The sequence below is a fragment of the Thiothrix winogradskyi genome (assembly GCF_021650935.1).
Lineage (GTDB): Bacteria > Pseudomonadota > Gammaproteobacteria > Thiotrichales > Thiotrichaceae > Thiothrix > Thiothrix winogradskyi.
This window is the reverse complement of the sequence record NZ_CP091244.1, coordinates 3138789-3162304: the sequence shown is the minus strand read 5'-3', so window position 1 is coordinate 3162304 and position 23516 is coordinate 3138789. Positions and strand designations below refer to the sequence as shown.

At 52.4% G+C, this 23516-nt stretch carries 29 protein-coding genes and 1 tRNA gene; 24 read left to right on the top strand and 6 right to left on the bottom strand.

The window, feature by feature from the left end; translation table 11 throughout:
• Positions 1-194: 194 nt before the first annotated feature.
• From L2Y54_RS15700 to L2Y54_RS15610, 20 genes are all read left to right on the top strand, one after another.
• Positions 195-1463, top strand: coding sequence for a tyrosine-type recombinase/integrase (locus tag L2Y54_RS15700; RefSeq protein WP_236497453.1), 1269 nt, complete (start codon positions 195-197; stop codon positions 1461-1463).
• 15 nt (positions 1464-1478) lie between these two features.
• Positions 1479-2021 (top strand): ProQ/FINO family protein, encoded by a 543-nt coding sequence (locus L2Y54_RS15695; protein ID WP_236497452.1) that lies wholly within the window; start codon positions 1479-1481, stop codon positions 2019-2021.
• A 107-nt stretch (positions 2022-2128) separates the two neighbouring features.
• Entirely contained in the window at positions 2129-2314 is a 186-nt protein-coding gene (locus L2Y54_RS15690; protein WP_236497449.1) for a type II toxin-antitoxin system HicA family toxin, read from the top strand.
• A gap of 3 nt (positions 2315-2317) precedes the next feature.
• Positions 2318-2725 (top strand): type II toxin-antitoxin system HicB family antitoxin, encoded by a 408-nt coding sequence (locus L2Y54_RS15685; protein ID WP_236497446.1) that lies wholly within the window; start codon positions 2318-2320, stop codon positions 2723-2725.
• 19 nt (positions 2726-2744) lie between these two features.
• Complete coding sequence (locus L2Y54_RS15680; protein WP_236497444.1) at positions 2745-3182, top strand: DUF29 domain-containing protein; 438 nt, start codon at positions 2745-2747, stop codon at positions 3180-3182.
• A 432-nt stretch (positions 3183-3614) separates the two neighbouring features.
• Complete coding sequence (locus tag L2Y54_RS15675) at positions 3615-4664, top strand: phage major capsid protein, P2 family (RefSeq protein WP_236497442.1); 1050 nt, start codon at positions 3615-3617, stop codon at positions 4662-4664.
• A 2-nt stretch (positions 4665-4666) separates the two neighbouring features.
• Positions 4667-5578, top strand: coding sequence for a phage terminase small subunit (gene gpM / locus L2Y54_RS15670; RefSeq protein ID WP_236497441.1), 912 nt, complete (start codon positions 4667-4669; stop codon positions 5576-5578).
• Positions 5559-5843, top strand: a complete 285-nt coding sequence (locus L2Y54_RS15665) for a hypothetical protein (RefSeq protein ID WP_236497439.1) — start codon at positions 5559-5561, stop codon at positions 5841-5843. The genes gpM and L2Y54_RS15665 overlap by 20 nt, the downstream gene beginning before the upstream one ends.
• 10 nt (positions 5844-5853) lie before the next feature.
• Positions 5854-5985, top strand: a complete 132-nt coding sequence (locus tag L2Y54_RS21720; protein WP_255697756.1) for a hypothetical protein — start codon at positions 5854-5856, stop codon at positions 5983-5985.
• Positions 5986-6345: 360 nt separating this feature from the next.
• Entirely contained in the window at positions 6346-7113 is a 768-nt protein-coding gene (locus L2Y54_RS15660; protein ID WP_236497438.1) for a hypothetical protein, read from the top strand.
• Between the two features lie 493 nt (positions 7114-7606).
• The gene (locus L2Y54_RS15655; protein WP_236497435.1) at positions 7607-8020 is read left to right on the top strand and encodes a hypothetical protein; all 414 of its coding nucleotides are present in this window, start codon (positions 7607-7609) and stop codon (positions 8018-8020) included.
• Positions 8020-8247, top strand: a complete 228-nt coding sequence (locus L2Y54_RS15650; protein ID WP_236497434.1) for a hypothetical protein — start codon at positions 8020-8022, stop codon at positions 8245-8247. Before L2Y54_RS15655 ends, L2Y54_RS15650 begins: the two co-directional genes overlap by 1 nt.
• Positions 8244-8552 (top strand): helix-turn-helix domain-containing protein, encoded by a 309-nt coding sequence (locus tag L2Y54_RS15645; RefSeq protein WP_236497421.1) that lies wholly within the window; start codon positions 8244-8246, stop codon positions 8550-8552. Before L2Y54_RS15650 ends, L2Y54_RS15645 begins: the two co-directional genes overlap by 4 nt.
• Complete coding sequence (locus tag L2Y54_RS15640) at positions 8549-8737, top strand: hypothetical protein (protein ID WP_236497420.1); 189 nt, start codon at positions 8549-8551, stop codon at positions 8735-8737. Before L2Y54_RS15645 ends, L2Y54_RS15640 begins: the two co-directional genes overlap by 4 nt.
• Positions 8734-8940, top strand: coding sequence for a hypothetical protein (locus tag L2Y54_RS15635; RefSeq protein ID WP_236497419.1), 207 nt, complete (start codon positions 8734-8736; stop codon positions 8938-8940). Before L2Y54_RS15640 ends, L2Y54_RS15635 begins: the two co-directional genes overlap by 4 nt.
• Positions 8933-10897, top strand: coding sequence for a replication endonuclease (locus L2Y54_RS15630; RefSeq protein WP_236497416.1), 1965 nt, complete (start codon positions 8933-8935; stop codon positions 10895-10897). Before L2Y54_RS15635 ends, L2Y54_RS15630 begins: the two co-directional genes overlap by 8 nt.
• Positions 10894-11211, top strand: a complete 318-nt coding sequence (locus tag L2Y54_RS15625) for an H-NS histone family protein (RefSeq protein ID WP_236497414.1) — start codon at positions 10894-10896, stop codon at positions 11209-11211. Before L2Y54_RS15630 ends, L2Y54_RS15625 begins: the two co-directional genes overlap by 4 nt.
• On the top strand, positions 11208-11570 hold the full coding sequence (locus L2Y54_RS15620) for a hypothetical protein (protein ID WP_236497411.1): 363 nt from the start codon (positions 11208-11210) through the stop codon (positions 11568-11570). Before L2Y54_RS15625 ends, L2Y54_RS15620 begins: the two co-directional genes overlap by 4 nt.
• 11 nt (positions 11571-11581) lie before the next feature.
• Positions 11582-13564, top strand: coding sequence for a hypothetical protein (locus L2Y54_RS15615; RefSeq protein ID WP_236497406.1), 1983 nt, complete (start codon positions 11582-11584; stop codon positions 13562-13564).
• Between the two features lie 116 nt (positions 13565-13680).
• Positions 13681-13980: a hypothetical protein gene (locus L2Y54_RS15610; protein WP_236497402.1), complete on the top strand. Its 300-nt coding sequence runs from the start codon at positions 13681-13683 to the stop codon at positions 13978-13980.
• Positions 13981-14164: 184 nt separating this feature from the next.
• Here L2Y54_RS15610 and L2Y54_RS15605 read toward each other — a convergent pair.
• Positions 14165-14251 (bottom strand) — tRNA-Leu (locus L2Y54_RS15605).
• A gap of 150 nt (positions 14252-14401) precedes the next feature.
• Here L2Y54_RS15605 and L2Y54_RS15600 point away from each other — a divergent pair.
• Positions 14402-15571 carry a lytic murein transglycosylase gene (locus L2Y54_RS15600; protein ID WP_236497399.1) on the top strand — a complete coding sequence of 390 codons (1170 nt, stop codon included), beginning with the start codon at positions 14402-14404 and terminating at the stop codon, positions 15569-15571.
• Between the two features lie 95 nt (positions 15572-15666).
• The gene (locus tag L2Y54_RS15595) at positions 15667-16842 is read left to right on the top strand and encodes a pyridoxal phosphate-dependent aminotransferase (RefSeq protein WP_236497395.1); all 1176 of its coding nucleotides are present in this window, start codon (positions 15667-15669) and stop codon (positions 16840-16842) included.
• A 50-nt stretch (positions 16843-16892) separates the two neighbouring features.
• On the opposite strand, the gene L2Y54_RS15590 is transcribed toward L2Y54_RS15595, so the two are convergent.
• The 3 genes from L2Y54_RS15590 to L2Y54_RS15580 all read right to left on the bottom strand — a co-directional run bounded on the left by L2Y54_RS15590 (position 16893) and on the right by L2Y54_RS15580 (position 19222).
• Entirely contained in the window at positions 16893-17153 is a 261-nt protein-coding gene (locus L2Y54_RS15590; protein ID WP_236497391.1) for a hypothetical protein, read from the bottom strand.
• A 144-nt stretch (positions 17154-17297) separates the two neighbouring features.
• A complete protein-coding gene (locus tag L2Y54_RS15585) occupies positions 17298-18185 on the bottom strand; it encodes a carbon-nitrogen hydrolase (RefSeq protein WP_236497389.1) in 888 nt (295 codons plus the stop codon).
• Positions 18182-19222: an agmatine deiminase family protein gene (locus tag L2Y54_RS15580; protein ID WP_236497386.1), complete on the bottom strand. Its 1041-nt coding sequence runs from the start codon at positions 19220-19222 to the stop codon at positions 18182-18184. Before L2Y54_RS15580 ends, L2Y54_RS15585 begins: the two co-directional genes overlap by 4 nt.
• Positions 19223-19407: 185 nt before the next feature.
• On the opposite strand from L2Y54_RS15580, the gene L2Y54_RS15575 reads away from it, so the two are divergent.
• Positions 19408-19980: a glutathione peroxidase gene (locus L2Y54_RS15575; RefSeq protein ID WP_236497383.1), complete on the top strand. Its 573-nt coding sequence runs from the start codon at positions 19408-19410 to the stop codon at positions 19978-19980.
• On the top strand, positions 19980-20945 hold the full coding sequence (locus tag L2Y54_RS15570; RefSeq protein WP_236497380.1) for a YbgA family protein: 966 nt from the start codon (positions 19980-19982) through the stop codon (positions 20943-20945). Before L2Y54_RS15575 ends, L2Y54_RS15570 begins: the two co-directional genes overlap by 1 nt.
• Here the strand turns inward: L2Y54_RS15570 and recN are convergent.
• Together recN and L2Y54_RS15560 are read right to left on the bottom strand one after the other, a co-directional pair.
• Positions 20929-22599, bottom strand: a complete 1671-nt coding sequence (gene recN / locus L2Y54_RS15565) for a DNA repair protein RecN (protein WP_236497377.1) — start codon at positions 22597-22599, stop codon at positions 20929-20931. The genes L2Y54_RS15570 and recN overlap by 17 nt on opposite strands.
• 3 nt (positions 22600-22602) lie before the next feature.
• On the bottom strand, positions 22603-23469 hold the full coding sequence (locus L2Y54_RS15560; RefSeq protein WP_236497376.1) for an NAD(+) kinase: 867 nt from the start codon (positions 23467-23469) through the stop codon (positions 22603-22605).
• Between the last annotated feature and the right edge of the window lie 47 nt (positions 23470-23516).

The window sequence follows — 23516 nt, the reverse complement described above, 5'->3', positions numbered from 1 at the left end:
GGATACCGAAACCCACAACAACCCAAAAACCCACGGGAAGCCGACCACCACACCACCCATAAACCCGCCACACTACGCCAAACGCCGCCAAGGTACGCGCCGCAACATGACCCCGCCACAATCGGAAACATGACCCCGGCGGCGGTTTGCGCTACCATCAAAACCGAACCAAAACCAAACATTCAGGAGGCGGTATGCCGGAAAAACTCAATTTCACCAAGACGGTGTTGGATGCGCTCGAACCACCTAACAGTGGGCGACGTTACGTCTACGATCTGAAGGTTAATGGTTTGCTGCTGATGATTACCCCGCCGGGCGCGAAGTCGTTTCAGGTGAGAAAACACCTCGAAGGCAAGGCGGCGCGTATCACCTTGGGGCGATTCCCTGACATGACCGTGACCCAAGCCCGCGAAAAAGCCCTAGCGGAACTCTCGCTGATAGCCACCACCCGCCAAACCAGTTACCAGCAAAAGCAGGGCAGGGCAGAGGTGCAGCAATTCGCCCAAATGACCTTGGGAAAAGTGTTCAAGGATTATCTGACATCGCACAAGAATCTGAAGCCCGCCACCATTGCCGATTATGAGCGCTCTATTCGTGTCGGCTTTCCCGACTGGGAGTCGCAGCCGTTGAACAGTATCACCCGTGATATGGTCGAAGAACGCCACCGCGAACGAAGCCAACATTCCGCAGCGCGGGCAAACAATGAAATGCGCGTGTTACGTAGCATTTATAACTATGCCATTGGTGAATACTTGGATGACAGCGAACAACCGCTGATCAAATCCAACCCGGTCAAGCGCCTCTCACACAGCCGCGCATGGAACCGGGTAGACCGCAAACAGACCATTATCAAAAATGACGAACTGCCGATCTGGTATGAGGCGGTGAACTCACTCCCGGAATGGTACGGCGGCGCACTCGCAGAAAAAGCGCGTGTCTATTTCCTGCTAACCCTGTTCAGTGGCTACCGGCGTAGCGAGTCCAGTAAATTGCTGTGGGAAAATATCGACCTGAAGAACAACACGATCAAACTGGAAGACACCAAAAACCACCACAGTCACACGCTACCGCTCACCACCTACACCCGCGATCTGTTAACCCAATGGCAAGCCCGAAGTGGGCAGGGCAGCGGCTTAGTATTCCGGGCGACTGACAACACCTCTCCTCTGTCCAGCGTTGAAGAAGTTATCAAGGCAATTCGTGCCAGGACTAACATACAGTGGGCAATGCACGACCTGAGAAGAACTTTCACCACGACTGCCGAAAACAGCGGTGTGCGCGGCTACACCCTAAAGCGTTTGATCAATCACAAGACCGGCGCGGCGGACGTAACCGGCGGTTACATCGTGACCGACGTGGAAAGCCTCAGAGAACCCATGCAGACCATCACCGACAAGCTCTTAAGCCTGACATCCGGTAAACTATCCACATCCAAGACCGCTACGGCGGCAATCAATACCTGAGAAGGAAGTTTGGACATGACCGACACCCCGAAAAAAACCTTGACCATCACCCGCAAACCGACCACCCCCAGCGCGTCGCCACCGGCTGGCACGGTACAGCGCACGGGTAAGCGCATCATCCGGCGCGAAGAACTGCCACAAGTGCAGCGGGCAGGACAGGGCAAACCCAAGCCCAAACCACCCGCCAACGCCAAACCCAAGAAACCGCGCAAACCACCCGCCCCAAAAAAGCAGGTAACGCCACCTTCACAACTCAAGTTGCGCGAATTGAACGACCGCCTAAACGCCTTCCGCGTCTGGTTCGACTTCCATCCGCTCGCGATTGGCATAGAGAAGGATATATTCCGACTGGTGAACGAAGAGCAATTTCCCGGCGCAAGCAAGAAGGTTGTGCAAAAGCTGCTGAGAATGCACGTCAATCACGGCGTTTACCTGCAAAACATCCAGAGCGGAACAGACCGCTATCACCTCGACGGCACACCCGACGGAACCATTACCGACTATCAACGCCAGCTTGCAACCGACACCATCACCAAACGACTACAGGGCAAAAGCTGAACACTTAGAGCCACCCGAACGCAAACGCCACAACGTACCAAACAATCAAACGCGGTGCGGGTTTTTCGTGTGTATCATACACACAATGCAATACAGGAAGTGGGCGCATGAATAGCCGTGAACTGATAAAACTACTGAAAGCACACGGCTGGGAACTGGCACGAACGCGGGGCAGTCACCACCAATTCAAGCACCCAGACCACGGGCATACCGTCACCGTGCCACACCCAAAGAAAGATCTAGGGGCGGGCATTGTGAAAGCCATTAAACGGCAAGCCGGAATAGAGGATTAAGCCATGTACTACCCAATAGCCATAGAGCAAGGCGACGCTAACCACGCTTACGGCGTGATTGTGCCAGACATTCCGGGGTGCTTTTCAGCGGGGGATACCTTGGATGAAGCACTGATGCAGGCAGAGGATGCAATCCTATTGCAGCTTGAAGAGTATCTGGATAACGGGAAACCCTTCCCGCAACCCTCACCAATGGAAGCATTACGCCACCAGAAAGCCTATGAGGGGTTCATTTGGTCAATCACCAAGGTGGATGTGAGCAAACTATCAGGCAAGTCCACACGGGTGAATATCAGTCTGCCGGAACGTATCCTTCAACTCATAGACGCGGCGGCGGAACGTGACGGCGAAACCCGTTCAGGCTTCATTGCTCGTGCTGCACTAGGGCATATCCGGCAATCCGCACACTGACACCAACGGAGGGCGCAATATGGGCGCAATTGCATACAAGACCGACTTTTACGAATGGACACAAGAGCAAGCGCAACTCTTGAAAGAGCACCGTTTAGGCGAAATCGACTTAGTAAACCTGATAGAAGAGGTTGAAAGCATGGGCGCAAGTGAACGCAACGAATTCGCCCATCGTCTCGAAGTGCTGCTAATGCACATGCTCAAGTGGCAGTATCAGGCGGATTACCCCTATCGGCGTAGCTGGCAGTTAACCATTGTGGAGCAACGTAAGCGCTTAGCGGCGCGGCTACGCAAAAGCCCAAGCCTAAAGCACCATGCAGCCGAAGAGCTGGCAGACGCTTACGACGTGGCAAAGATCGGCGCGGAACGTGAAACGGGTCTACCTGAAAGCACCTTTCCAGATGCTTGCCCGTGGAGCTTTGAGCAAGTGCTAGACCCAGAATTCATGCCGGGCTAATTCATGTAGGAATCACGGTGGGTGTCCGTGGTGCGAAGGCAACCGCCTACACAAGCACAATCGCCGCGAACCCATACCAGACGATCACATCATTGACCCCGAAGAGCCGCACCTGATGCGGCTTTTTTGCGCCTTGGATTCTTCATGCACCTGAATATTTTCCCGCCCCGGCGTTCGCACTCCTCCTCACCTGCCGGGTTTTTGCATTTTTTTTGGTGATTCTTAGCACTTTCTAGGCTGAAAGCGGCTTGTAGCAGGGCAGCACATCACGCCAATGTCACAAAACAGCACAAAATGACACACCCCAAAACGTTGTTAATGTTGCCCCTGTAACGGTTTTTACTATGCGGCGGTATCCAGTAATAACAGCGCTAAATTCTTGCGAACAGACGGAATATATTGAACGCATTATCACCCATTGGACACATGACCATGCAACCATCTACTCGGCAAGTCTGGAACAACTACATGAAGGCTTACGCGCAAGCCATCGGGAATCCTAACGTGGTGCGCAACGAAACCGCGCATTATCCACCCCTCGCACAACAGAAAACCTTTTTACGGGTAGCAGAGCGGGCGGAATTCCTCAAAAACGTGAACCATATTCCTGTCACTGCCCAACTGGGGCAACGTGTGGGCGTGGGTGTCAGTCAACCGTTAGCCAGTCGCACTAACACCGACATTGAAGAGCGCCGTACCCGCGAAATTGCCGACCTGCAAGGCGACGAATACCGCTGTATGCAAACCAACACCGACACGCATATCAGTTATCGGACGTTAGACAGTTGGGCGCACATGGATAATTTCCAGAAAACGTATAACGGTAGCCTGAGCCTGCAAAAGGCACGTGACCGTCTGATGATCGGGTTCAATGGAGAAACCGCTGCTCCCGTCACCGACAAGACCGCTAACCCATTGCTGCAAGACGTAAATATCGGCTGGCTCGCAAAAGTGCGCAACAGTGAACCGTCCCGCATCCTCGGTTATGACTCAGACGGCGCGGCAACCACTGACACGTACAAAGTAGGTGAGGGCGGCAACTACAAAACACTTGATATGCTTGTCTTTGACATGATCACCAACTTGCTGGACGCATGGCATCAAGGGGCAGACGATCTTGTGGTATTGGTCGGGCGCGAAATCTGGACAAGCCACGGTTTATCCTTGTTGTCTAACAGCACCTTACCCACTGAGCGCAACGCCTTAAGTACATGGTTCGCGGCGCAAACCGTCGCCGGTTTACCGTGCATCATGCCGCCATTCTTCCCCGTGCGTGGTGTGGTTGTGACCAGCTACAGCAACCTATCTATCTATTACCAGTTAGGCACATTACGCCGGGCGATTATCGACAACCCCAAGCGTGACCGCCTCGAAGAATACCACTCGGAAAATGAAGCCTATGTGGTGGAAGACTTCGGCAAATTCGCAGGCGTGCGCAACGGGGCAATTTTGCTACCGACCGGCGCGGGCGAATGGGTGTAACCATGTTGTCACCCGCTGCACAACACCGCACCGGCACACGCACGACGCGGGCAGAATTGCCCGCTACGGCGGCAACGGTGAACCCGGCGCGTGAAGCCTGTCATGACAGCATCATTGCAGCGCAATTCAGCGCGGATTATCACCGCATGAGCCACATTAAAAGCCGTGCCACCCGTGCCAGTGCCAAACGTCAAGCGCTCACCCAGTACCAAGCATGGCTAAATACTTTCATGGTGCAACAAGCCTACGAAAGCAAAGCAGCCATCATGTTTGTCTGGTTGACCGTGTGGCATATCGACGTGGGCGAATGGCAACGCGGCTTAGAACTGGCACGGTTTGCACTCGCTGAGCGGCTGAGCGCTCCCAAAGACTTCTCACGCACCTTAGCGGAAACCGTCACCGAAGAAATCGCGGGCGGTATCCTCAAAGCGGGCGACACTGCCACCCATGCCGACGTGCTCGACGATCTGGCGCAAGTGGTTAGCGGTTACGACATGACCGACCAAATAACCGCGAAACTCCACAAAGCGCGGGCATTGGCACGGCTGGACACTGATCCTGAAAAGGCACGGGAATTGCTGCTGATAGCGGCGCAACTTGACCCGAATTCGGGCGTGAAACGTTACCTCAAAACGTTGGATGCGGGCGCTAAGCCGACACCCAGTCAAGCCCCCGAAAAGATAGCGGATTACAGCCTATCAGCACGGGCAGCGGCAACGCTGGCAAACATGACAGCACCCGCATTTTTGCGCCATGCCAAAAAACACCCTGAACTATTGCCCCGGCTAGAAATTCCGGTAGGCACTCGACACCTTTACCGCTTCAATCCGAAGCACGTTAAGGCATACATGAAACATCATCTGGTGAACGCCAGAAAGGACGTAAACAATGGGCATGACAAAGCAAGACCTTGAGGCGGTCATGAAAGGGGTGGATAAGGCGCTAGAAAATGCGCTTACCCCCATAACGGAGGCATTCGCGGAACGAATCGCCACCTTAGAAAATCGCCTGCAAGTGGCTGAAAACCGCCTAAAAACGGACGTTGGCAACAACACGCCACCGATTAGCACCACAGCGGAAAAGCTGGCAAAAGTCGAAGCCGAAAATGCAGCGGCGCAAGCCAAACTCGGCACACTGGGAAAAACCCTAGCCGACGATAGCAACACTTACGAATTTTAAGGAGTAGCACATGCACATTCGATTAGGTTTCAAACTCGTGACCGCGATGCAAGCATTCTCGGCGTGGCTGGCATTAAAAGCCGCGTCACTGCATACCCGTTTATCCATCAAGAAATCCATCCGAGAACACGGGGTGTATTAAATCCGCGTCATTCTCGAACCCTTGCCCAACGGCGGGCTATTGTTCTTCCCTTGTCGGTAGCTCGCCACTTTATTCAAGACAATATGCTTTTTGAGAGAATCCCTTCGTCGGGTCATTTTGCGGGATGGGGCAACCTAACCCGCTTTTTTTTGCCCGGAATCCGCTGCACGCCATAGAATCCGATCAAGCAGGCACAAAAAAGGGGAACAACGCGCAAACACCGTTCCCCTAGAGTGTCTTTCAGGTGAAAGAAAGGACAAGCGAAGTATGGAAGAAAAATGGTGCAGGTACAACACGCTAACCGATGCAATCACAGAGTTAGCCATACCCTCGGAAAAAGCGAATGACTGGCTAAGAATCGTGAGTAGGAATCACAATGCAGCGCTTTCTGCTGGAGAAAAAGAAGTCTTTGAGCAATTGCTCCCTGATTGGCATCGAGACTTCCTACAGCACAAGCATTATCCCGCCTATGCCATTAAAACCAGTCTGGCGCGGCTCGCTAACAGAGACGACGATGCAAGAGACTTGTGGCATGATGCGGCGCTCGGCTTACGTGACACCCCGTCGGCATTGTCGATTATTAAATTATCCATGCTGATTTATCCGCTGATCGACCTTGCCATATATCGGCGGCAACTTTGCCAAGGGATAATTATTGAAATCAAGCGCGGCAACCTCAAGCCTTATGTGTATCCAGACTCCCTAGAAGATCGTGGACTAAGTGACCGCGAAAAGCTGCAAGCTTACCTAAGATTACCGCTCACAGAACAAGTGTTCGCAATCATAGAACTTAACGAACTAGGGCGCGGTTTGACCACCACCGAAACATTCCAGCGACAAGCCCACACCTTATGGAAACGCTACCACGACCGCGCAAGGCTCACCGACGAACCAGCACCACGCAGCATCAGCAAAACGCCAGTCAAAGAAGAAACCAAGCAGCGTAACGAACAAATGAAACAAAAGGCGCGTGAGTTGTGGGCGGCTGGTAAGAACAAGCGAGACCGCAAACTTAAAACTATTGCTGTGGCTATTGATGGCAGCATGAACCCCGGCGTATCCGTCGGGCATATCAGTGACATCATTAGTGAAACGCTGAAAGAGTTGGAGAAAAACCCAGTGAAATAGTGGGACAAAAACCGGAAAAACCGGAATTCCGGCTTTCCGGTGTTTTTTATCGGCACAATAAAAAAAGGCTAGCAATGCGGCTAGCCTTGAACAAAAAAGTTGAGCCGCCATGATAACCCGACACATCCAAACATTCCACCGCCAAAACACAAAACCGAATGATTCTGCGCGATCATCCCAAAAAACAAAACGCATCTTATCCGCTGATAAGTTGACCGTATCCCCGCTTTTCCCCTATCCTGTTCGTGTCGATGCAAAGCACCGGCAAACAGCAAAATTCTGGGACTCGTATCCCCATACATGGCGGCAAACCCGCCCTAACGACGCAGCGGGATTTTTTATGCCCGTAGACTTCGCACACAGCGGCTTTATGCCGGGTATGCGTGGACTAAGAAACCTCCTCGGAGGGAATAAGCGCGTCGTGCTCCATGTAGACGATACGAGTACCCGGCAACTTTTGCCCAATCGTAAAACTAAACATGGAGCGGTCATCATGACAGCACTCACTATGGGCAACACTGCCCGCAATCTATCGGCGTACCTGCCACACCTCCCTATTGCACCCATCGGACGTAAGCGCAAAGAATCGCCCCTGCTGGTATTCAAGCAATCACGTACCGGCGTAATCGCCTATCGCAAAGACACCCCAGTAGCATGGATTGTGCTTGGCTACCATCAAGGTCAAGTCGGCGGCAAACCCAAGACCACCACCTTTGTTGACGTGGCGTACCACCGCCAAACCCTGCACGGCATCAATCTTGAAACGTTTGAATGCGCCAATCTGCAAGACGCAAAAACCGCCCTGTTCACCCTGTTTGCAATCCCACAGGAAAAGCAAGGCAGTACCGCAACCCCTTTTTCAGCGCTCGCAGAATGTGAAGCCTCTGACAACGGAGGTGCAAACTAATGAACCTGCAAGACACCATCTTAGAATCAAGCAAAGAACTGTGGGCGTTGCAATGCCTTGCCAGTATTGGCAAAAAGGCAGCGTTTGAGGAATGCGAACCGGCGGAACTGGCGCATCTGTTCGAGACCATCGAAAAGCGCATCGAAGCCGTGCAGACCGCTACGTATAACCTCGGTTATTCCGATCTGATCAAGGCGGCAACTGCCATGCAAGGCGGTGTCAAATGATCAAACAGACCACCACCCCCAGCCGCGCAACCCGTCGCATCCGTCGCAATCGTGACGCAATCCGCCGGGCGCAAATCGTTGAGCAAATCCCCGGCTATACCCTCAACGGCGACCCGCTCTTTAAAGAGAAAGAAGCCGCTCCTTATATCGGTTTTGCCCCTCGCACCTTAGAGAAATGGCGTCACGACTACCCCGACCGCCTGCCGTATATCCTCGTGGGGCGTAGCGTGCGCTACCGTAAATCAGCACTCGACGCATTCCTTGCTGCTCACACCGTCACAGACGGACGTGGGGTGAGCAAATGAGTAACCCAACCACTACCGGCGCAATCGTCGCCCCTATCCCCTTTGAAGATCGCGTCAAGCTGGTGCATGAAGAAATCCAGCGCCGCAAATCCGAAACCAACCCCGACAACCCTACCCACTACGTAGCGCGTCTGTGGGTGTCTTGGCTGAATCGCAACGTGCTGAATGCAGAGGTGGCGCTATGAATCCTGAAATCATCACCCTGTTAGAGCAACTCAAAAGAAGCGGCGCGTCATCATTGGCTATCTTCGCGAAAGGCGCTACCAATGACTACTGCACCGATCTACGCAAGCAAGAAATGCTCACCACCATCATGCTGATCTTGGATGAACTTGACGAAATCCGCACCGGCTTGAAGCGCGAAATGGAGGGTAACACTCATGGCTAACCTCACCCATCACCTGCATGACGGCGTATGGATTGACAAGCAACTTGCCAAAATCCCGGAAGACTTCCATGCAATCGTGCGCTCACAATACGCTGACCGCTACCTGAGCAACACTGACACCCAAACCGAAGGTGAACGCCGCCGGAACACCAATCTATGGTTCCGGGAAACCATCAATTCCCTGACCCTCGCATCAGGCGACAAACGCTTAGAAGCCAAACACCGCCTCGCACTCACAGCCGCGAAAATGCTGCAAATTGCCGATCTGGACACCACCGCAGAATGGGCGCGTGGTCAAGGTGTGCGCGTCCCCACTTACCCCAAAGTCGAAACTGACCCGCACAAGCCCAACAGCCAAGCGGCGGTGAAATCGCGCCTATGTTCGGTTGAGTGGTGGGATGCGCAACGCACCAAAAAACACCGCCGGGATGCAGAAGCCGCGCAAATCCGCGCGGGCAACGTTAGCAAAGACGCCTCCCCCTACGCATCCCAAGAGGCTGTGGATAATTACCAGTACCGCCAAACACTGCTGGAAGCATGGAAAAAGCAAGCCGTGCTGATTTCCAATGAAGGCGACGAAATCAGCCTAGATGACGCTGACAGCGAACACACGGCGGCATTCATCAAATTTGCCGAATTCATGGTAAGGGTTAACGAGATGTCAGCCATTGCCAGCGACGACTACGTGTCGGCTGATATTGTCGATGCACTGCCGGAACACATGACCACCGGCAAACGCGGCGGCGCATTGGCAGACCTCCCGGAACTCAATGTGTTTGCGTCTGCTGAACCAGAATCATGGGTAGGTGTGTTTTTCACCCTCACCACCCCATCACGTTTCCATCGTTACAGCACCCGCACCAACAGCACGTTGGAGCTAAACCGCAACTATGACCCCAGCAAAACCCCAGCCGATGCGCGGGACTGGTTGCAAGAAACATGGAAGCTCACCCAGACCGCATGGAAGCGCAAAACGAAGCACATCCGCCCTATCGACGGCTACGGATTCCGCATGGATGAAACCCATCATGACGGTGTGAGTCACTACCATTACGCTATATGGGTAAAGTCCAAAGATGTGCAACGCGCCGTTGAAATTTTCTATAACAAAGCACTCAGAGGTGCGCACACTGACCGGCTCACCAAAAAAGGCGCATGTGTCTATGGTCTAGCGCGTGACGCCACCGAACGTGGCGCGAATGAACGTCGCCTCAGTTTCAAAATCATGACCAGCGCGGCGGGCATGGTGAGCTACATGGTGAAATACATCACCAAGGGCTTAACCGGTGCAGACTGGGATGATTTACAAGCGGGCGTCCCATCCGATCAAACCATTATCAAAATCATGGCTAGAAAATCCGTGTGGGGCTTGCGTCAGTACGCTTTCTGGAATGCCCCCAGCGTCATGGCGTGGCGCGAATTGCGCCGCATCACCGACGCACAAGAGAACCCCCTGCTCGAATCCGCCCGCCAAGCGGCACACGCCAAAGACTGGAAGGCATACACCGAAATCAACGGCGGCGCGGCATGTTCCGCTCGTGAACGTCCTATTCGCATGATGCGCCAACCCAAGCAGGATGCAGAAACCGCCACCGATGCCCACAACCAATACGGCGAAGTCATCAATCAGGTACGCGGTTTGCTCGTGGAAGATGCAGAAATCCGCACCCGCCTGAAAGATTGGTATCTGCTGAACATCGGCTCGCTGAACAAGTTGCTCGTGCAAAAGTTCCTTCGTGAATCCGACACCAAAAAATCAGACCTGTCCCCGACCTTCAGCGACGATATTCAAGGCGTGATTGATCAAGCCAAGACACAAGGCAAGCTGCACAAGCTGGCAGAACGCGCCGGAATCGTCATGTTCTCCCCCTCCTCCTCTTCCTCTTTGGGCGGTTCACCGCCCCTCGGACTCGTTGGAACAACTTCCCACGCTCAAAGAATCGGAGGTGATGTGTGACTAAGCCACTCAATCAACTAGACCTTTTTGCACTGCCAACAGTTGCACCAGTTGCGCCAGAACCAACTATCAGCGGTTTGCACTGGTACAAACCCGACGGTTCACCGCTAATCGTGCGTGTTCCCCGTGGCGACACGTTCAAGGACTACCCCGCCAAGTATGAATTTCAAGGCGTGGTGTGGTCAGGGCGTGGGCGTATGCCGTGGGTAATCGACTGCTATCAGCACGATCAACACAAGTGCAACCGTGAGGCGGCTTTTGCTGCTATTGAGGCGGACATGCTCAAACGTGGTTATCGGAGGGTTTCAGCATGAATCCACTACTGACACCACAACAGAATACAGAATTGACCGCGCTACGCAACGCCAGCGCGGGATCCGTATCACACTGGAAAACGGAAACGGAAAACACCCCGATCGACTGGCAACGCATTCATGCACTAATCCCGTGGTTCGCAGTCATCGGCGCAGTGGTCATGTGGGCAATGTTCCTACTAATCCCAACGGCATTTAACCTTCACTACGCGGACATGTTCCCTGCTATGTCGAATTGGTCATATGTCGCAATGGGTTTGACCCTCTGTCTCGCAGCATTCCGCGCAGCAAAAGCCAAGCATGGTGTTCATGCAATCGGCTTTACCTTCGCCGTGTTACTGCTTAGCTACTGGTTTTAAGGAGATTTCAAATGAAAAACGATGATAAAAACTTCAATGCTGGCTTTGCCTTCGCAGATTATAAACAGGCAGGTCTACTTTTCTTGTTGGGCGCGATGGCTGCTTTTCTCATGAGTTCCTACTTCATGGTGTCATACGCGACCGGCGGCATAGACTTTGATAAGTGGACAGCGATGGAATGGAAGTATGCAATCACAGCGGTGATGGTAACAGCGGTGATGACCGGGTTTCAGTTCCGACTCTATGGCAATGGCGATATGCACGGCGGCGGCAAGGTCGGTGTCCTCGCTGTGGTGGTCGCAGTGGCATTTTCCTTGCTCTCTGAAGTCGGGCAAGGCATGGAACGCGACGAAGTGCGCATGGAGACCAAAAGCCAAGAGTCCCCAACCTACCAAGCAGCACTGGCAGCGCTCGGTAATAGCGCCAGCACCAGCTATAACCCCTACTCTGCCGACCTGCAAGCCGCTGAAGTGAAGCTCGCACAGTGCCAAGCTCGACTGGCGCAAGGCAAAGAAAAACATTGTGATGGCAGCGCGGCGCGTGTGGATGCGGTAAACAAGATGATTGCCACCCACAACGCAGCAAGCCAACAACAAGCCACCGCCCTGCTGGATAAAGCCAAGTCGATGGAAAAGGACGAAAGCAATTATTTTCCCATCGTGGGTGTGATCGTGGAATGGTTAGGTGTCAGCGGCAAAACTGCCAGCCTGTTGTTCAGCGTGATTATTATCTCGATGTTCGAGTATGCCTTTCATTACTTGGGCGGTGATTTCAACCGCGCACGCCAGAAACTCATAGACAATGGTTACGACGTGACCCGCAAGTTACGCCAACCGCCCCGGAAATTCGATGGCAGTATCAGCACCTATTCCGATCGGAACGAATCCGCTCCAGTATCCGCATTCACCAGCGGCGCGAACTCTGCCAAACAAACTGTGGGCGAATACGCGGCAAAAGTTGAGGCGGGATTAAAATCATCCCCTGAAGTTATCGCCACCGAATATGCACGCGCACAAAATGCCCGCGAACAGATGGCGGCAAAAACTGGCGACACATTAAAAACCGTGGGCGATAAAATCGAATCAGCATTTAAAAAACCTGATTCGATTGAATTAGACAGACCTGAAATTAAACCAGCGAACATGAAACAATCACCGGAACAGTTAGCCAATGTCCAGCGCTTGTATAAAGAGCAAATGCAGGATTATGAAGCGGGCAAGGTTTTCAGTGAATCCCCTGCCCCGGAAATCAAGCGCCAGTCTGTTGCTGAAACTATCCGTGCGTTAGTGGATGCGGTAAAAAAATCAGGTGCAAAATCTGAAGCCGATATTCAAGCAGCGGTATTCGATGGCTATTCAAAACTATTTAACCCTGCTGATCTGGATGACGGCGACCTTCAAAAAGTAGCGGCTAAAATCGCCAAAAGCGAAGCACCTGCTACCCCTTCCCCTGCCATGCCGTTCAGCCAACGCACCGGGGCAACCGGCTTGCACAACCCCGCGTTAGGCACTGCCGAAGAGCACTATCCGCTACCCCTTCCAACCGCTACCCCAACCACTACCCCGGACTACCTAAAGGGTAGTGAACGGACTACCCCAACCACTACCCCAGCGACTACCCCGGACTACCTAAAGGGTAGTGATCGGACTACCCCAGCGACTACCCCAACCACTACCCCGGACTACCTAAAGGGTAGTGAACGGACTACCCCAGCGACTACCCCGGACTACCTAAAGGGTAGTGAGGGCGGACAGTTGAGCGCTCTCTATCGTCTGTGGATAACTGGCGTTCTCGATGGAACTGTTAAATCATCAGAAGGCGCATTTGCCGACTTTGTTAACGCTCACATCGACTCGAAGCGGGCAGGACTGAACAAGGCAAAATTAGCCATTATCTGGGACAAGTTCGGGCAACGTGGCGTAGCAGAGGGAAAGCTGATTATTAATCCTGAATACACACCCGGAAATAGGAAAACAAAATATTTGAAAGCATAATCACCAAAGCGGGCAGGGTAGCACCTGACCCGCATTAAATAACCATCAAAGAGCCGGGATTATTCTCGGCTTTTTTGTATTAACATTTATATTAATCAGTAAGTGAGGTAAATATTTTGTATCAAGATCGAAGACAATGGGCTAGGGCGGCTTATTCCATCGGACTATTATTAATGGTCATGTGGCTAATCGAACCTGAGCAATTAATTCAGCTTGCAAAATGGCAAGAAGCGCGGGAATTGTGGTGGGGAACTGGATTTATTCAATCCGTCTTTTTTACCATCGGAGCGGGGTTAATATTCCCCAAAGCAAAAAAGCTAGACATGGATTTGCTCGACGAAGTAGGCAGCGATGCATGGCAATTTGTCATAGGTTTTTACGTCGCCGGGGTAGGCTGGTTTATCGCGATGTTATGACCCGAATCAACAACCGATCAACAAAGCCGCCTCACCTGATGCGGCTTTTTTTTGCTCATAGGGTAGGGCGCTAATCTTTTGCGGCTTGTCCCCGAAAATCGCACACCAATGACCCCAACATGACCCCGACCAAAAAGGGCGAAAATGATGCAGCGGGTAAAATGGCGTAACGCCTTGAAAAAAATGGTGCCCGGAGCCGGACTCGAACCGGCACGCTGTTACCAGCGAGAGATTTTAAGTCTCTTGTGTCTACCGATTTCACCATCCGGGCAGGGGGGAGTAAGGTAGGGCGCTAATCTTACCTAACTCTCACGCTGGCTGCTAGTATTTTTGTTAGGGATTTGCAGTTCCCGCCATCATAACCATCAGCCTGCTATAATGCGTCGTATTATTGGGATGCTAACAAGGAATCAGCCGCACCATGCAGTATTTAAAAACCGTGTTGTTCACTATGGGGATGTTGTCAGGTTCAGCCGTGTACGCCGATTGCACGCCACCGGATTTTAAGGGTTGGATAGCGGATTTCCAGCAAGAAGCTACCGCCGCCGGTTTGCCAGCAGACGTACTCAATAACCTCAAACCTGATCCTACTGCGATTCAGCGTGACCGTTCGCAGCAAGTATTCGCGCAGGATTTCCTCACCTTTGCCACCAAAAAAGTCAGTGCAAACCGTTTGGGATTGGGGCGCACGCATCTGAAAAAACACGCGGCGTTGCTGAAGCGCATCGAGCAGGAATACGGCGTACCGGCTGAAATTCTGGTGGCGCTATGGGGCTTGGAAACCGATTTTGGGGCAGTCACGGGCGATTTTTCCACGCTACGTTCGCTGGTAACGTTGGCACATGATTGCCGTCGCCCGGAAATGTTTCGTGCCGAATTGCTCAGTGCGCTGCAATTGCTGCAAAAAGGTGATTTGACCCCCGCAAAAATGCGCGGTGCATGGGCGGGTGAGGTGGGGCAATTGCAATTCATGGCATCCAGTTATGATCGTTACGCGGTGGATTTTGATGGCGATAAGCACCGTGATCTGATTCATTCCAGTGCTGATGCCTTGGCGTCTGCGGCGAATTTGCTCAAGGTTAACGGTTGGCGGGCGGGCGAGCCGTGGTTGCAAGAAGTTAAGGTACCTGCGGCAATGGATTGGTCACTCGCCCGCTTGAATAGTCGCTTGCCTTTGGAGGATTGGGCGGTGCAAGGTGTCAAGGATGCTGATGGCAGTGCTTTAAGTGGCAGCGGTACGGCGGCTTTGTTGCTACCGATGGGCAGACATGGCCCCGCATTTCTTGCCTTTCCGAACTTCGAGGTGTTTCTGCAATGGAATGAATCGACGGTGTATGCCACGACTGCGGGCTATTTTGCCACGCGGTTGGCGGGTGCGCCCGTGCTGCGTCAAGGTAATGCGCCCGTTAAGGTGCTGACAGTCGGGCAAACCAAACAGTTACAAGCGAAATTGCAAGCACAGGGACAGGCTATTTCCAAAATTGATGGGATTATCGGTGAGGAAACTCGCGAAGCCGTGCGTCAGGTGCAGCAAAAATTAGGCTTGCCGGTGGATGGCTACCCTGATCCCGAATTGCTGGCACGTCTGTAATGCAGTAACATTACCCACCGCAAAATAGGTATACAGGTACGGCAACGAGTAACGCTTGCCGAGTTTATGGATAACACGTAATACGGTTGGTTTCAGTGGATATACAACTTTCACAGCGCGTTGGGCGCGTCAAACCTTCGCCTACACTTGCCATCACGGCATTGGCAGCTCAGCTTAAAGCATCAGGCCGCGATATTATCGGTTTGGGGGCAGGTGAACCCGATTTTGATACTCCCGATCACATTAAACAGGCGGGCATCGAAGCCATCCAAAAAGGCGAAACCCGCTACACGGCAGTAGACGGCACACCTGCGTTGAAGCAGGCTATTATCCGTAAATTCAAACGTGATAACGGTTTGGATTTCACCCCAAAACAGATTTTGGTGTCGTGCGGTGGCAAGCAGAGTTTTTATAACCTGTGCCAAGCGCTGCTGAATGCGGGGGACGAAGTGATTATTCCTGCGCCATATTGGGTATCGTACCCCGATATGGTGTTATTGGCTGACGCAGTGCCAGTCATTGTTGCTGCGGGTCAGGCAGACAACTTCAAGTTATCAGCCGCTCAATTAGAGGCGGCGATTACCCCGAAAACCCGCTTATTTGTGATCAATAGCCCTTCAAACCCGACTGGGGTGGCGTATACAGGTGAAGAATTAGCAGCACTCGGCGAGGTATTGCGGCGTCATCCCCAGGTTTTGATTGCGACTGACGATATGTACGAACATGTACTGTTTGAAGGCAGAAAGTTTGTCAATATTCTGAATGTTTGCCCGGATTTGTACGCGCGTACCATTGTGCTGAACGGGGTTTCCAAAGCGTATGCCATGACCGGGTGGCGGATTGGTTATGCTGGTGGCCCGGAAAAGCTGATTCAGGCGATGAATATTATTCAGTCGCAAAGCACCTCGAACCCTACCTCGATTTCGCAATACGCGGCAGTGGTCGCTTTGGACGGCGATCAGAGCTTCATTCAGACGATGGTCAGCGCGTTTGAACAGCGCCACGCGTTTGTGGTGAAAGCTTTTAATGCAATGGATGGGGTGGAATGTTTGCCAGCCGACGGCACGTTCTACAGTTTTCCGAATGTAGAAGGCATGATCCAACGTTTGGGGTTGGAAAACGATACCGCGCTTGCCAGCTATTTGCTGGATAAAACCGGTGTGGCGGTGGTGCCTGGTTCAGCGTTTGGTCTGGAGGGGCACATCCGTATTTCTTTTGCGACCAGCATGGCGAATCTGGAGAGTGCTTTGGGGCGTATCGCCTCCGTTTAACCGGCGAATAAATGCACTGCTGAGAAGGGGCGAGAGGTTTCTTGCCCCTTTTATTTTGCCACTACGGGGTAGTGATTCTCCAAATGGGTCATGACCAAATCCTGTAAAACGATGAATTCGTCATTTTTCAATAAATCTTGGTAAAGCCTGTTACCTAATAAAGTACGCAATTTTTCGTACAAGTAAGGCAATTCAAAGGCGGTGTGAGTGGTGTCTTGCGCCATCGGGTGATGTTTCAGACGAGCATCAACCGGTGACGCAGCGAGTGAGGTTGCAATAAATAATGCCCCTAATGCAACAACTTTGCACATGATAAGTTCCTCTATTGGTGTTCTAACCAGCCCAACGCTCTATAATAAGATATATTATTGCGCTCATTAGTCGTATTGTGATGTGAGCAGGTTCACATTTATAGAGGAAATTTTGTTTTTGATAAAAATTTTATTGACTTTGGCTCAATCGCGATAGCGGCGTACCAAGTCGGCATACGCATCAATCCGCCGATCACGCAGGTAAGGCCACCAACGTCTGACTTGCTCAATGCGGTCTAAATCCAGCGTGAGGACCAGTTCGGTAGGGTTGGTGGTATCGGCTTGTGCTAGCAATTCGCCTTGCCAGCCGACAATCATGCTCGACCCCCAAAATTGACTGCCTGCGGTTTGCCCGCTGGGGTCGCCTTCAAAGCCAATGCGATTTGCGCTTAATACCGGAATATTGTTGGCAACGGCGTGCGAACGTTGAATCGTAATCCACGCTTCGCGCTGCCGTGCTTGTTCTTCCGGCGTATCTTGCGGGTTCCAGCCAATCGCAGTGGGGTAGAGCAGCAATTCTGCGCCCGCGAGTGCCATCAGCCGTGCCGCTTCGGGATACCACTGATCCCAACAAACCAGCACACCTAACGTTGCCAAGCTGGTTTTAATTGGGGTGAAACCCAGATCGCCGGGGGTAAAGTAGAATTTTTCGTAATAACCGGGGTCATCGGGGATGTGCATTTTGCGGTATTTCCCTGCAATGCTGCCATCGGTATCCAGCACCACGGCGGTGTTGTGATACAAACCCGTAGCGCGTTTTTCAAACAAGGAGCACACAATCACAATACCCAATTCGGCGGCGAGTTTGCCCAAGGTGTCGGTGCTAGGGCCGGGGATGGTTTCGGCAAGGTCAAAGTAATCGGTGTCTTCGACTTGGCAGAAATACAGCCCAGTATGCAATTCCTGCAACATCACCAACTGTGCGCCTTGCGCGGCAGCACGGCGAATTCCCGCGATGCTCTGTTCCAGATTGGCGGTGTAATCCGCTGTATTACTATGTTGCACCACTGCAACGGTGACAGGACGACTCATACGTTAACGACCTCTTGCGGAATTTGCATGGTGATACAGTGGAGACTGCCGTTTTGGGCAATCAATGCGCGGCAATCAATCGGGATAATTTCATGCTGTGGGAACGCCGCTTGCATTTGCTCAATGGCGACCGGATCAAAACATTCATCGGCATACACAGGTAACAATACCGCACCATTAATAATCAGAAAGTTGACGTAACTCGCGGGCAAACGCCGCCCTTCTTCGTAAATCGCTGCTGGCATGGGGATCGGGAACAGTCGATACGGTTCTCCATTGGCTTGGCGCAAGGCTTGCAATTCCGCTTGCATCGCTTGCAACGCGGAGTAATGCGAATCGGCTGAATCTGTGCAACTCATGTACACGATACTGCCAGCGTCAGCAAAGCGTGCCAGCGTGTCGATGTGTGCATCGGTATCATCGCCTTCCAAATGCCCGTGTGCCAGCCATAAAATGCGGGTAACACCGAGTGTTTGGCGCAATTCGGCTTCGATTGCGGTTCTATCCAGTGTTGGGTTGCGGTTAGGGTTGAGCAGGCAAATTTCCGTAGTCAGCAACGTGCCTTGTCCATCCGTTTCGAGGCTGCCGCCTTCCATCACCAGTGTATGTGCTTCCAATGCATTGTGTTGAAGCAAGGGGAGTGCGGCGAGTTGCTGATTGACTGCGTTGTCTTGTTCCGCGCCGAATTTGCCGCCCCAAGCGTTGAAGGTGAAATCCAGCAACAGCGGTTTACCATTTTCCATGACGGTAATAAACCCAAAATCCCGCGCCCACGTATCGTTGTAAGGAATTTGCACGAAATGTACCCGTTCTGGTCGGTAGGTTTGCGTGCTTAATACGGCGGCAATATGTGCCTGATGCGGTGCATCGTGACAGAGCAATAACACGTTTTCGCGGTGGCTGATGGCACTGACGATTTCGGCGTAACAGGTTTCGGCAGCGTCCATATTGTCTGCCCAGTCGGTGTCTGGGTGCGGCCATGCCAGTAAAACGCCCCATTGGGGATGCCATTCGGCGAGAAAGTCACGGTTTTCCATCAGGTTTGGTCACATCATCGGCTAACAAAGCGGCGATTATACAAAGCTGTTTTGTTGAGGGCGACTGTTATTCTGCATTGGCGCATACGGTTATTTTCCCCTTATTTGCTTGTAGCTATTTAACAGAAGTGCGACAAAGGTGGGACAATACTTGTATTTACCACTATGAAAGAGAGCAGATGATCATGATTAAGCAACTTTTCGGTTTGGCAATCAGTTTGTTTGCCGCCAGCAATGCACTGGCTGAACCCGTGGCAGGGCCTGCCACCGACAATGGTTGCCCAGCGGCGCTGAATTTCACCTTACGTGAATTGGGTTCGGATAAAACGGTTAATTTATGTGAAGCCTACAAGGGCAAAGTTGTCATTATGGTGAATACGGCAAGCAAGTGTGGCTTCACCCCGCAGTTTGAGGGGTTGGAGAAATTGTACAGCGATTACAAAGACCGTGGTTTGGTGGTGCTGGGGTTCCCCTCCAATGATTTCGCCGGACAAGACCCCGGTTCAGAAAAAGAGATTAAGGATTTCTGCGAGCTGACCTATGGGGTCAAATTCCCCATGTTTGAGAAAACCCAAGTACTTAAAAAGAACGCTTCGCCGCTGTATAAAGTATTAGGGGAAATGGCAGGCGAACACCCCGGTTGGAATTTCCACAAATACGTGTTGAACACCAAGGGCGAGTTAATCGGCAGTTTTTCCAGCTTTGTGACCCCGCAAAGTGATAAATTGGTGAAATTAATTGAAGCGAATTTGCCATAATGCAGCATGAAGACAAAATAAAAATTGGGATCAGCGCCTGCCTACTAGGTCAGAAAGTGCGCTTTGATGGCGGACATAAGCATGACGGTTATATTACCGGCACACTGGGTTTGTACTTTGATTTTGTGCCACTCTGCCCGGAAGTGGGGGCGGGGTTAGGTGTGCCGCGCCCAACCCTGCATTTGATGCGTAAAGACGGTTCATTACGTGCGGTGAATACCAAAGATGCCACTATTGACCATACCGAGGCGTTGGCGCGTTATATCGACACTGCCGTGCCGCAATTGCAGGGGATTCATGGGTATATCCTGAAAAAAAACTCCCCCAGTTGCGGCATGGAGCGGGTCAAAGTGTATTCGCTGGCAAAACCCAATACGCCACCGGAACGTGATGGTGTGGGTATTTTTGCGCAAGCCTTACGTGCAACCTTTCCCTTGTTACCGATTGAGGAAGAAGGGCGCTTGTGTGACCCGGTACTGCGGGAAAATTTCATCGGGCGGATTTTTGTGTATTACCGTTGGCAACAGTTATTAGCGGCGGGGTTAACGCCGGGTGCTTTGGTTGATTTCCATTCCGATCATAAATACGTGCTTATGGCACACGATCAGGATATTGCTCGTGAGTTGGGGCAAATGGTCGCTCAAGTCGGGCGGGCGGAGGATTTCCCCGCACTGGCGGCTGCTTATTTTCGTTTACTCATGACAGCGTTAGAAAAACGGGTAACACGCGGGCAACACGCCAACGTGCTGATGCATTTGATGGGCTATCTGAAAGGTTGTATTGATGCGGCAGACCGGCAGGAAATGCTGGAAACCATTCACCAATACCGGCACGGCTATGTACCCTTAGTGGTACCGATTACTTTGTTGAAACACCATTTCCGGCGACATCCGCAACCGTATATTGAACGTCAGCATTACCTGAACCCGCACCCTAAAGAGTTAATGCTTAGGAACCAGTTGTAAGCATCTCCTCTGCCAGCGCTCGTGTTGCTGGCGTAATTTCGACCCCACCAATCATTCGTGCCACTTCTTCCACCCGTTGTGCACGAGTGAGATGCTCGATACCGGTAGTGGTTTGTTCTGTGCCTTTGATCTTGGTGACTTTGTAGTGTTGGTGCGCTTGCGAGGCAACTTGTGGTAAATGTGTCACACACAATACTTGCCGATTCGTGCCGAGGCTGCGGAGTTGTTTGCCAACCACTTCGGCAATTCCACCACCAATGCCAGTATCCACTTCGTCGAAAATCAACGCGGGCAGGGTGACTTTTTGCGCGGCAATCATTTGAATCGCGAGGCTGATACGTGACAGTTCGCCGCCGGATGCGACTTTCATCAGTGGTTTCAAGGGTTGACCGGGATTAGCGCTGACGGTGAAGTCGATGCTATCCATGCCGGTCGCCTGAAAAGCGTTGGTGGCATCGTGAACCACTTGAATCGCGAATTTGCCGCCCTGCATTCCGAGTTGTTGCATGGCTTGCGAAACCCCTGCGGAAAGTTGTTGCGCGGCTTGTTGACGTGCTTGACTCAGCAAACCGGCTTGTTTTTGATAGCTTGTCGTTGCTGCTTGTAACTGTTGTTCGAGCGCGTCGAGGTCGTAATCGTCGCTGCCAAGTTGCGCCAGTTCTTGCTGGATTTGAGCTAAACGGGCGGGGAGTTCAGCCGGTTCGGTACGGTATTTGCGGGCAAGGCTGCGAATGTCGGCAATGCGATTTTCGACTGCTTGCAGACGTTCGGGGTCAATATCGAGGCTTTCGGCGTAATTGCGCAATTGTGCAGCGGCTTCTTGCAGTTGAATTTGGGCGCTGGTGAGCAATTCCAGTGACGGTTCCAACTGTGCATCGACGCGCACTTGTTGGGCAAGATCGTGGATCAGGCGACCCAAGACGGAATACAGCGAGGGTTCGTCATCGTAGAGTTGTGCGTAACCTTGCGCGGCAGTGCTACGGAGTTGTTCGGCATTGGCGAGGCGGTTGAGTTCGTCGTCAAGCTGCTCGGCTTCGTTGGGTTGCACGGCGAGGGTTTCGAGTTCTTGCGACTGGAAACGCAATAAGTCGATGCGTTCTTGGTGCTGCTGGTTTTGACTGCTGATGAGAGTGACGCGCTCGTGCAGTTTTTTCCATGCCGACCAAGCGCGACGGGTGTTCTCCAACAAGGTATCGTTGTCGGCGAAGGCATCCAGCATTTGACGTTGCGCGTCTTTTTTCATCAGCGACTGGTGTTCGTGCTGACCGTGGATGTCGACCAGTTGTTCGCCGAGTTCGCGCAATTGGGTGAGGTTGGCGGGGGAGCCGTTGATCCAAGCGCGTGATTTGCCTTGCGTGGAAATGACGCGGCGGAGGATGCAGGTGTCATCCGCGCCTTCCATGCCTTGCGCTTCCAGCCACACGCGGGCGGAAGGGGTTTGGGTAATGTCGACGCTCAGGGTGATTTCGGCTTTGTCTGCACCGTGGCGTACTGTGCTGCTGTCGGCTTTATCGCCAAGCACTAAACCGATGGCATCCAGCAGGATGGATTTGCCCGCGCCGGTTTCGCCGGTTAAGGCAGTCATGCCGGAATGCAGTTCGAGTTCCAGCGTGTCGATAATCGCAAAGTCGCGGATGTGGATATGTGTCAGCATGGCTTACGGTTGCACTCCCCAATGCAGTTTTTCACGCAAAATATGGTAGTAATCATAGCCTTGTGGGTGTAATAACCGCACTTTTTCCGGGCGGGTATGAATGCGCAAGGCATCGCCGGATTCCAGTTCAATATTGTTATGCCCATCGAAAGAGACGCGGGCGGGAATATCGCGGTCTTCGCACAATTGAATGTCGATGACGCTTTGATTGCTGATCACCAACGGGCGATCGCTCAGGGTATGCGGGCAAATCGGCACCAGTGCCAAGGCTTGCAGGGCAGGGTGCAGAATCGGACCGCCACTGGAAAGTGCGTAGGCGGTTGAACCGGTGGGCGTGGTAATGATAATGCCGTCGGCGCGTTGGGTATTGACAAAATAGCCGTCAATGCGGGTGGTGAATTCGATCATGCGTACCTCATTGCGCACATGCAGCACCACGTCGTTGAGTGCTTCGCCGCTGCCGATGATTTCATCTTCACGAATAACGTCGGCGTGGAGCACGAAACGGGCTTCTTCTTTGTATTGCCCCGCTAACATTTGCTCCAATTGGGTGAGCATTTCGTCAGGGGAAATATCGACCAGAAAACCCAATCGCCCCAAGTTGATACCAATCAGGGGAACTTCATGATCGGCGAGTAAGCGTCCGGTGGCGAGTAAAGTACCATCACCACCCACGACAATCGCAAGATCAATACTGCGAGCCAGCATGTCGGATGGCAGGGTGGGCAAACCTAAAATAATGCCTGCATCGCGGTCGCAATGGACGTGATAACCGCGTTCCAGAAGGAATTCGTGCAACTGGAACAGTGTCTTGTCAACGCGGGTATCGTTGGGTTTGGTAAACAGACCGATGTGAGAAAACGGGTTCATAACCATCGCTTGTAGGAGTAAAGCGGTAAGGCTGGCAAAGCTTTGAG